Raw genomic sequence first — 9,409 nt, 5'->3', positions numbered from 1 at the left:
AAAAAGCCCGGCCCCGAAAAATTTCTTCTTCGGGGCCGGGCTTTTTGCATGCTGACTGCTGGAACCGCGCCAATGGCGGGGTTCCGGCCTGCATCACACCTTAGGCTGTAGCGCGACGGGCGCGAGGAGCGGTCGACTTTGCGGCTTCAGCGGCATCGGAGGCTGCCTTGAATGTTGCATTGGTTGCCGCAGTGATGTTCGATTCAGCAGCATCGGCAGCTTGACGAGTAGCCTTGGCGACCGATTCGTAGGCGCTATTGGCTGTTGCCACGGACGACTTCAACAAAGCGACAGCGCCTTCAGAGCCGGTAGGCGCATTTTTGGCAAGCTGGTCAATTGCTTCGGAGACTTGTTGCTGGCCTTGCGAGACTTGCTCTTCGGTCAGTTTGGACAGGTCAACTTGTACGCCCGCTACGATGTCGTATACGTGTTTGCTGTAAGCCAAGGCTTTTTCAGCACCAGGCTGCACCAGGGTCGACGTAAAAGCCAGGGCTTCTTGAGCATCCTTGACTTCGATGGCCTGCTGCGATTTTTGAGCGACTTCGTCGAGGGTTGCCTTGATGACCTTCAGGTTCAAGTCGACCAGCTTTTCGAAGCCGCCAAAGAATGTATTTTGAAGTGCCAGGAAGTTGTCCAGATTGGTTTTTTGGGTGGCCAAAACTTGTTGAGGGATCGCGCTCATGATGTTTCCTTATAAGTGAACCGTTCGAGATCGTCGTCAGGTTCGTGATAGTTGAACTAGGGTTCAAGCGTAAAAATAAAGAAGGCTAAGCAAATCACCTACACCTGTGAAAACCTTCCATGCTGCACCGCACAAAACAAATTCTACCTGATTAAAAGGTGCTGTCAACATTTATTTGCTGCGTTGCAACAAAACGGTAATAAGAGGCTATGAGAGAGGGAAGAATAGACGATATAAGGGCTAAACCTAGGCGACACGCTACGCTTTTTGGCCTAGTATGCAGTTCCATTTATAACTACAACCGTCCATCGAAATACTTGTTTTAACGCAAAGCAGCAGTATTTTTCGCATGTTACATATTCAGCCCATTCCACAAAAAACGTTTAACAACTGTTACTTTGCCCATGGGCAAACGGAGACCCAATGAAACACTACACCCTGAAGCTCAGTTCGGCTTTATTCCTCAGCACCTTGTTTGCCGCAGGCGCCGCCCAGGCCGCCGACTACCCTGACCATGCCATCAATATGGTGGTCCCGTTCTCGGCGGGCGGTCCAACCGACAACGTAGCGCGTTCGCTGGCCGAAGCCATGCGCCCTACGCTTGGTCAAACGGTCGTCGTGGAAAACAAGGGCGGCGCGGGTGGCACCATAGGCACCAGCCAAGTAGCTCGTGCCAAGCCCGACGGTTACAACATACTATTGATGCACATCGGGTTCTCCACAGCGCCATCACTGTACAAAAATCCTGGCTACGATCCGAAAACCAGCTTCGAACCCATTGGCCTGGTGGTCGATGTTCCCATGACCATCATTGCCCGTGCCGACTTCCCGGCCAACAACATCAAGGAACTGGTCGAATATCTTAAGGCCAACAAAGACAAAGTATCCTTGGCCAATGCTGGCATTGGCGCAGCAAGCCACTTGTGCGGCACCATGTTTACCCAGGCTATCGGTGTCGACCTGCTGACTATTCCCTACAAAGGCACCGCGCCTGCTATGAACGACCTACTTGGCAAGCAAGTGGATATCCTGTGTGACCAAACAACCAATACCACACAGCAAATCAAAGCGGGCTCCGTCAAGGCGTACGCCGTTACCAGCAAACAACGCGTTCCCACCCTGCCCGACCTGCCCACCATGCAAGAGTCCGGCTTCAAAGACTTCGAAGTCGGCATCTGGCACGGCATGTGGGCGCCAGCCGGCACACCAAAACCAGTTATGGACAAACTGGTTGCCTCGCTGCAAGCTGGCCTGGCGGCACCTGATTTCCAGAAACGCATGGCCGACCTGGGTGCAACCGTCCTGACCGACGAAGCCAATCCCGCTGCCCTGGCTAAAAAAGTCGACCAGCAAGTGCCGCAGTGGGCCGAGCTATTCAAGAAAGCTGGCGTAGCAGCACAATAAAAACTCATAGGCACACGCGAATTAGGTGAATGTCGCAGACGCGACATCCAATTCGCGAAGCACCATGAAAAAGGGCCATCAACTTAATAGGTTGATGGCCCTTTTCAATACCTTGGCGCACCGTCGCGACCGCTTGGCGCTACGGCGTTTCGTAACCCAGCGCTTCGGATATCCGGGCGGCAGTGCTAAGCAGGACGGGAATCCATTCGTCGCGCATGCGCTCTGCAGGAGCCGAAATCGACAAACCGGCCTGCAGTTTGCCTGTGTCATCGTAGACGCCAGCGGCGATGCACCTGACGCCCAATTCCAGCTCTTCGTTATCGCGCGAATAACCATGGCGGCGAACCTGAGCCAGATCGCGTTCCAGCTGGTCGGTTTGGGTAATGCTATTGCGCGTTGTCCCGGCCAGGCCTGTGCGCATGGCGTAAGCCCGCACTTGACGAGGGTCACTGACCGACAGGAATAGCTTGCCCGTGGAAGTCAAATGCAGCGGCGCCCGCCCACCGATGGCGCGCACGACCTGCATGCCCGAGCGTTCGCTCCAGGCCCGTTCGATATAAACGATTTCGTCGCCTTGTTGCAGCGATAAATTGACCGTTTGCCCAGTTATCTTGTGCAGTTCGCGCATAGGCTCAAGAGCCACTTCACGCACATTCAAACGACCTTTTACCAGCGACCCAAGTTCGAGCAAGCGCATACCCAATTGATACAAACCGCTATCGACACGCTCTACATAGCGCCCCACCACCAGGTCATTCAAAATGCGGTGGGTGGTGGAAGTATGCAGGCCGGTAGCTGCCGCCAAGTCTTTTAACGGTACCGGATCGGTATGTCGTGCCAGAACATCCAGCAGCCGCATCGCTCGCGCCAGCACCTGGATGGTGATGGATGAATCGTTTGCCGCGGATATGTCAGTCGCGGAAGAAGAAAGAGAAAAGGATCGTGTCATAGTCCGGTTATGTCGCAACGCAACAATTCCATAATATGAAATAAACCATCTTTCACGCAAGCATTATTTTTGCGGCAGGAGTTATTTTTGCGGCGGAATCAACTGGCCGCCCACCCTTACGACTTCAGCACGCAAATACGCCAGGGCCTCTGCTGCCGCCTCGGGCTCGCCCTTGACGCCCAAATCGATGTGAGGGTGGCCGGTTTCCCCCATGCTGGGCAGACTGAAAGCCTTGACGCCGGGCCACTTTTTTTCGAGTTCTTCCAGAGCCGGTGTAATGCGGGACTCGGGAAGTTTGAAAGCCAGGAAGGAATGCTCTACCCGGGTGATATTATGATGAAATGCGCGATATCGGGTATCGAGTGTCCATTCCATCATGGGCCAGGCCATGACAGGAAAGCCAGGCATAAAAGTATGGTTCTGGATATAGAAGCCCGGAATCTTGTTGTAGGCATTCGGCACGATATCGGCGCCAACCGGGAATACCCCCATTTGCAAGCGCTGCTGATTTTCCGGCAACGACATGTCGCCGCTGCCCTGCCCACGGCGTTCATTGTCTGCACAACGTTCGGCGATCAATCGTTCAGCCTCGGGGTGTAAAAACAATTCGACGCCCAGCGCCTGGGCCGCGGCTTGGCGGGTTTGGTCATCAGGCGTAGCGCCGATTCCCCCACAACAAAATACGATATCCTGCGTGGCAAAACTTCGCGCCAGCGTTGCCGCAATGACGTCACGCTCGTCCGATATGAATTCGGCGCCTGACAGTTGCATGCCGCGCTGGGAGAGCAGCTCGATCAACTTGGAAAAATGCTTGTCCTGACGTCGGCCGGAAAGAATTTCATCGCCTATGATGATCAGCCTTACTTTGGGAATCGCTGTGGTTTGCATAATCATGGCCTTGCTTTTACTGGTTCAACATCAATGACGGTTTGTGCACGTAGCTGCCGCAGCGCTTCAAGGCTGAAATGTGCGAACACCAGCGCCGAAAACACCGGCAAGACCAGCCAGGCGGGAGGGAAAAGGTTTATCAGCGACAGGCACAAGCCGATCAGCCATAATTGACGGTTATGCCGTCGCCACAACCAGCGCCGTTCCTGGGCGCTGCCATGCTCGATGATCGCGTCGACCCTTAGCATGCGGGTGAAAGCAAATGCCCACCAGAATATAGGCAAGAGCACAGGGAAAGGCGGTATCAGCCACAACGGCATGGTGACCAGCCACCCCAGCACAAAAAGCGAGCCCACCCAACAGGCATTCCATGCGCCTACGGCGGTACTGTATTGTCCCTGCCGTGAAAGTCCTGGATAATCGCGCTTTTCAATATGGCGCAGCACAATCGGCATAACGAAAATGGCCGCTATGATCAGGCCCAGGATGCCCGATATGGGCAGCAAAATTACCACGGCAAGCAACGGAATCAAATAAAGCTTGATGGAGAATAGGCCTATGGCCAACATCCACTGGTCGACCTGGTCGACGATGGCCCAATTGGACGCCTCGGTGTTCAGCCATGCCGTCAGCGGCGTCCAGAATGCCCAAAGCAATATAATGGCGCCAAGCAAGGCTATGATAAAGGGCAGAAACAGCGCCGCCAACATTTTGGGATGGCACTGCGACACCAGCGCCCGCTTGAACGCTACGCCCACGGATGCCATGCCACCAACTGCGGGCGGCACCGGACGAACTACCAGATTAGTATCGTTCATTACGGAAGTTTTAAATTAAAGACACGACTATCATAGTCAAACCGGATACCATTTGTCTCTATGTCAGTGTTTGATCCCCAACATGATGCGCTTGCGCTACACACCCGCCTGAAAAAAAATGCGGGGCTGGTCATTGCCTGCTATTGTGCCGCATGGTGCGATACATGTGAAAAATACCGGCCAGACTACAAGTCCCTGGCCGAGAAATGGCCGCAGCATACCTTCGTGTGGATAGATATCGAAGAAAACCCCGAACTGCTGGACGACGAAGATGTCGAGAACTTCCCGACCCTACTTGTGCAAAATGCCAGCGGGAATCTCTTCTATGGCACTATGCTGCCGCATATCGGCCATCTTGACCGCTTGTTAAGCCATATAGACAGCGCCACGCCCATTATCGATAATGGGCCGGCATTGCTTCAAACGCTGCTAGTGCCTGCCGCCCAGTAGCACGCCCACTGATTTTTTATTTGTGTTGGCCGAGCTGGTCTTGGCGGCTTCAGGAATGCTGCTGGAGGCCGATGGCACGTATGGCTTGTAGAAGAAGTCATCAACGGGCTTGCTGGACTTTGCGCCTGACGACGAGTAAGGCCGGCGTTCGCCACGGCCAGTGGCCGAAGAAACAGGCCGAACCGGTGCGGGCACACTCAATTGGCCGCGCGGTATTTTGAACTTGATGAGCTTTTCGATATCAAGCAGGAACCGTTCCTCTTCCGGAGCGAAAAAGGCGATTGCCTCGCCCGATGCACCGGCCCGCCCGGTACGACCGATACGGTGCACGTAATCTTCGGCGTTATAGGGAAGGTCGTAATTGATGACGCAAGGCACACCTGCCACATCCAGGCCTCGGGCCGCGACATCAGTAGCGACCAGCACTTCGAGTTCGCCGGCTTTAAAAGCTTCCAAAGCTTTCATCCGATCAAGCTGGCTTTTGTCGCCATGGATGGACTCTGCCTTGATGCCGTCACGGGCCAATTCGCGAGCCAAACGGCTAGTGCCGATCTTGGTATTGGAAAAAACAATGACCTGATTAAAACCGCGCGACTTGACCAGATGGACAACCGCGGCGCGCTTTTCGCTGCCTGGCATCGCATAGGCGATTTGCGTCACGTTTTCCGCCGTGGCATTGCGAGCCGCGACTTCAATTTCAGCAGGGTTATTCAAATAAGTGCGGCCCAGCTTGCGAATTTCGTTGCTGAAGGTCGCTGAAAAAAGCAGGCCTTGCCGTTTAGCCGGCAACAAACGCATGATGCGGTCAAGATCGGGCAAGAAGCCCATGTCCAGCATACGGTCTGCCTCGTCGAGCACCAGAATGCCTACCTGACTCAAGTTGACGTTCTTTTGTTCTACGTGATCCAGCAAGCGTCCGGGCGTGGCAATCAAGACCTCGCAACCGCGGCGCAAGGCTTCGCGTTGAGGGCCGATATCGACGCCGCCAAAAACCACGGTCGAACGCAATGGCGTCGACTTGCTATATTCGATGACACTATCGGACACCTGATCAGCCAGCTCACGGGTGGGCGTCAGGATCAGGGCGCGCACAGGATGCCGTGCCGGCGAAGCGCTGGTATTGGCGAACTGCATCAAGCGATGCAAGATGGGCAAGGTAAACGCCGCGGTTTTTCCTGTGCCGGTTTGCGCCGCCCCCATGACATCGCGGCCATCCATGACGATTGGCATGGCTTGAGCCTGGATGGGCGTAGGAGTGGTGTATCCGGTTGCGGCGACCGCCAAGAGAATGCTGGGATGCAAGCCGAAATCGGAAAAGGTGGCGGCTGGGGTATCGATGTGTGTGTTTGTAGTTTCTGTCATTGAAAGTGGTTTACGCCAGACGCAGGAGTACCCCACGTGAAGCTTTTATAACCCAGGTATTTTAACGCAGCGCGGGCAAGGATCTGCAATTGACGCAGTTTGGCGGCCATGCATCGCCATAAAAGTCTCTTAGTGTCGTTAAAAGCATACGCTTTGTTACCAACACGGTCAGGATATCCAGTGCGACAAGGCTCTCAAAATCCAATAGGCAACCATGCCGCCCACGATAACGAGCAGACTGCTGCGCGTGCGCCAATACAGTAGCACCGCCACCAGGGCAGCCAGCACCTTGATATCGAATACGGGCCCGACGCCGGCCTTCCAGGGTAATAATTCAGGCACCACAATGCCTATCAGCGCCGCCGTGGGCGCATAGCGCAAGGCCCTGCGCACTGAGTCGGAAAGAGGAATATGGTCGCCGAACAAAAAATATCCGGCGCGTGTCAAGAAACTGCACAGCGCCAAGAATACGATTGCGCCGAGAATATAAAGGTCGTAATCCAGGTCACCGGTCATGACGCCTCCCCTTGTGCTGCAGTTTCTCGGCGACCACCCCGGCGATCACTCCCCCCACAACCGCGGCGGCCAGCCCGAGGCGTAAGGGCAAAGGTTGCCCCACCCACGCTATGGCGCCGGCCACCAACAAGCACATTGCCATGGGCTTGGTCTTAACCAAGGGCACGATAATGGCCATTAATGCCAATACGGCTGCGAACTCCAGCGACCAGGAACCCGGCACGAAGCCACCCAGGTAAATACCCAGCATGGAACAGGTATTCCACGTGAACCAGCACGGGATGATGATGCCCAGGAAATACCACAGCTGTTCAGTACTGCCTTTTTCCTGGCTATCGCCATAGCGCCCCATGAATAGCACAAAGGAGATATCAGTGGAAAAAAAGCCCAGCCCCATGCGCTTGACCCACGGCATATGCCGGAAAAAAGGATGCAAAGCCGCGCCGAAAATAACAAAACGGATGTTGACAACCATACCGGCAGCGAAAATCAGCCACAGCGGCGCAGAGGACTCGATGAGCGGCAACGATGTCAATTGCGCTGAGCCGGCATACACCATCAGCGTCATCAGCGCCGCCATAGTTTCAGTCAAGCCAGACTTGACCAGGGCAATGCCCGTGACGAACCCCCAAGTGCCAGTAGCCACGAGCGCCGGCATAGCATCCCGGGATCCTGAAAGGAAAGTCCGCCTGTTCGGGGAGCCCCGCCAAGACGAAAAAAAATGGGTATTTGCCACCGCGCGCGCCTTATGCAGCTTTTCAAAAAGTGATTATTGTAAGGCCGCAGCCCTTGGTACAATCGACCCGGTTGTACCAGACCCCTTATTTTGAGGATCCACCATGAGCAGCACCCCAAAATCCGCAATCCCCAAAGACCAGACCATATACGTCGAAGCCAAGGACCTGCCTGTTTTTTGCCCACGACCCGGCACGCCTTTATGGAATATGCACCCTCGGGTCTATATCGAAATCGTCCAAACCGGAAAATCGCTTTGTCCCTACTGCGGCGCTGCGTACGAGCTAAAAGAAGGTGAAAAAATCCACGGGCATTAATTGGCGCATTATCGCGGCCTGCCCACAGCAATGCGATGCATAACACACGGTTTGTTTATGTTTACTACTCTACAAAAAGCTGAACCGGCGCTCCATGAAGCGTCAGGGTATTTTGCATTGAAGGCGGGCCGTGACAGCGCAGATTGATACCTCTTCCTGCCCAACCCCCGCCTGGCTACCCGGCGGCCACCTGCAAACGCTATATGGCGCGCTCGCCGCACGCTACCACCATATATCCTTTGTGCGTGAACGGATTAACACTCCCGATGGCGATTTCCTGGATCTGGACTGGGCAGGCCCTGGTCTCTTTTCCGACAAGCTGGCCAATGGTGCGACGTCGCGACCCGACAGCCGCCTCGCCAAGACTGCGGCGCGGCGCTGGATGCAGGACGACGACTGGGCCACCCTGCCCGGCACCGCCGACAATCCGGCACTGGTGCTCTTCCATGGGCTCGAGGGCAGCAGCCACAGTCATTACTCACAAGCAATCACGCAGCATTTCCGCGCTCGCGGCTGGATCGTAGTCATTGCCCACTTCCGCAGTTGCTCTGGCTTCCCCAATCGCATGGCTCGCGCCTATTATTCTGGCGATTCCGACGACATCGGATTCATTCTCGATACAGTACGGCAACGCTTGCCCAACGCCCGCTGGCACGCCACGGGGGTCTCCCTTGGCGGCAACGCAATGCTCAAGCATATCGGCGAGCAAGGCGAGGCCATGTCGTGGCTGTCGGCCTGTGCCGCCGTCTCGGTTCCCATGGACCTGGTCGCCTGCGGCAGTTGCCTTTCCGAAACCTGGCTGGGCAAGCACCTGTATTCACGTAATTTCCTGAAGACCATGAAGGTCAAGATCCTGGAAAAAGCCAAGCGTTTTCCAGGAAATATCGATGCCTTGCGGCTTTCGCAGGTTAAAAGCCTGCGTGAGTTCGACGATTTGTACACGGCTCCAATGCATGGATACAAGAATGCGCTCGATTACTGGACGAGGGCGTCAAGCAAGCCCCATCTGAAAACCATTGCGGTACCAACGCTGGTGCTCAATGCCAGGAATGACCCTTTCATCCCCGAGCCATCGCTGCCGGGTTCGCACGACTGCTCGTCGATGGTGACGCTGCATCAGCCTGCCGAGGGTGGGCATGTAGGGTTTGTTACCGGCGGGTTTCCGGGGCACATAGGATGGCTGCCTGCGCGGCTGGCGCGGTTTTTCGAAACCAGGACTTGATGGGGCGCGGGTCAGGGTCTTAGTATTTGCATTTTTCTTGATACGCGTGCCAGATCCTGGGAGGGG

Annotated in this window: 11 protein-coding genes; 4 read left to right on the top strand and 7 right to left on the bottom strand. The window is 55.3% G+C overall.

The window, feature by feature from the left end; genetic code table 11:
- Positions 1-100 precede the first annotated feature (100 nt).
- Positions 101-682 carry a phasin family protein gene (locus ABWO67_RS17605; protein WP_353154080.1) on the bottom strand — a complete coding sequence of 194 codons (582 nt, stop codon included), beginning with the start codon at positions 680-682 and terminating at the stop codon, positions 101-103.
- Between the two features lie 423 nt (positions 683-1,105).
- Here ABWO67_RS17605 and ABWO67_RS17600 point away from each other — a divergent pair, with 423 nt between their 5' ends.
- The gene (locus ABWO67_RS17600) at positions 1,106-2,086 is read left to right on the top strand and encodes a tripartite tricarboxylate transporter substrate binding protein BugD (protein WP_353154078.1); all 981 of its coding nucleotides are present in this window, start codon (positions 1,106-1,108) and stop codon (positions 2,084-2,086) included.
- Between the two features lie 139 nt (positions 2,087-2,225).
- Here ABWO67_RS17600 and ABWO67_RS17595 read toward each other — a convergent pair whose 3' ends face one another.
- The 3 genes from ABWO67_RS17595 to ABWO67_RS17585 form a co-directional block, all read right to left on the bottom strand.
- A complete protein-coding gene (locus ABWO67_RS17595) occupies positions 2,226-2,945 on the bottom strand; it encodes an IclR family transcriptional regulator (protein ID WP_502930046.1) in 720 nt (239 codons plus the stop codon).
- 171 nt (positions 2,946-3,116) lie between these two features.
- Positions 3,117-3,923, bottom strand: a complete 807-nt coding sequence (locus ABWO67_RS17590; protein WP_353154086.1) for a competence/damage-inducible protein A — start codon at positions 3,921-3,923, stop codon at positions 3,117-3,119.
- Positions 3,924-3,925: 2 nt separating this feature from the next.
- The gene (locus ABWO67_RS17585) at positions 3,926-4,741 is read right to left on the bottom strand and encodes an EI24 domain-containing protein (RefSeq protein ID WP_502930045.1); all 816 of its coding nucleotides are present in this window, start codon (positions 4,739-4,741) and stop codon (positions 3,926-3,928) included.
- 60 nt (positions 4,742-4,801) lie between these two features.
- On the opposite strand from ABWO67_RS17585, the gene ABWO67_RS17580 reads away from it, so the two are divergent.
- Complete coding sequence (locus ABWO67_RS17580) at positions 4,802-5,191, top strand: thioredoxin family protein (RefSeq protein ID WP_353154073.1); 390 nt, start codon at positions 4,802-4,804, stop codon at positions 5,189-5,191.
- On the opposite strand, the gene ABWO67_RS17575 is transcribed toward ABWO67_RS17580, so the two are convergent.
- The 3 genes from ABWO67_RS17575 to ABWO67_RS17565 form a co-directional block, all read right to left on the bottom strand.
- Positions 5,171-6,553, bottom strand: a complete 1,383-nt coding sequence (locus ABWO67_RS17575) for a DEAD/DEAH box helicase (protein ID WP_353154070.1) — start codon at positions 6,551-6,553, stop codon at positions 5,171-5,173. The genes ABWO67_RS17580 and ABWO67_RS17575 overlap by 21 nt on opposite strands.
- A gap of 168 nt (positions 6,554-6,721) precedes the next feature.
- Positions 6,722-7,069 carry an AzlD domain-containing protein gene (locus ABWO67_RS17570; RefSeq protein WP_353154068.1) on the bottom strand — a complete coding sequence of 116 codons (348 nt, stop codon included), beginning with the start codon at positions 7,067-7,069 and terminating at the stop codon, positions 6,722-6,724.
- On the bottom strand, positions 7,059-7,727 hold the full coding sequence (locus tag ABWO67_RS17565; protein WP_353154065.1) for an AzlC family ABC transporter permease: 669 nt from the start codon (positions 7,725-7,727) through the stop codon (positions 7,059-7,061). The genes ABWO67_RS17570 and ABWO67_RS17565 overlap by 11 nt, the downstream gene beginning before the upstream one ends.
- Before the next feature lie 181 nt (positions 7,728-7,908).
- Between ABWO67_RS17565 and ABWO67_RS17560 the strand changes: the two genes are divergently transcribed.
- Both ABWO67_RS17560 and ABWO67_RS17555 read left to right on the top strand, forming a co-directional pair.
- The gene (locus ABWO67_RS17560; protein WP_353154062.1) at positions 7,909-8,121 is read left to right on the top strand and encodes a zinc-finger domain-containing protein; all 213 of its coding nucleotides are present in this window, start codon (positions 7,909-7,911) and stop codon (positions 8,119-8,121) included.
- A 130-nt stretch (positions 8,122-8,251) separates the two neighbouring features.
- Positions 8,252-9,343 (top strand): YheT family hydrolase, encoded by a 1,092-nt coding sequence (locus ABWO67_RS17555; protein ID WP_353154060.1) that lies wholly within the window; start codon positions 8,252-8,254, stop codon positions 9,341-9,343.
- Positions 9,344-9,409 lie beyond the last annotated feature (66 nt).

This window comes from Pollutimonas bauzanensis, from assembly GCF_040393045.1.
GTDB lineage: Bacteria > Pseudomonadota > Gammaproteobacteria > Burkholderiales > Burkholderiaceae_B > Pollutimonas > Pollutimonas bauzanensis_A.
This window is presented reverse-complemented; position numbering and strand designations above follow the sequence as displayed.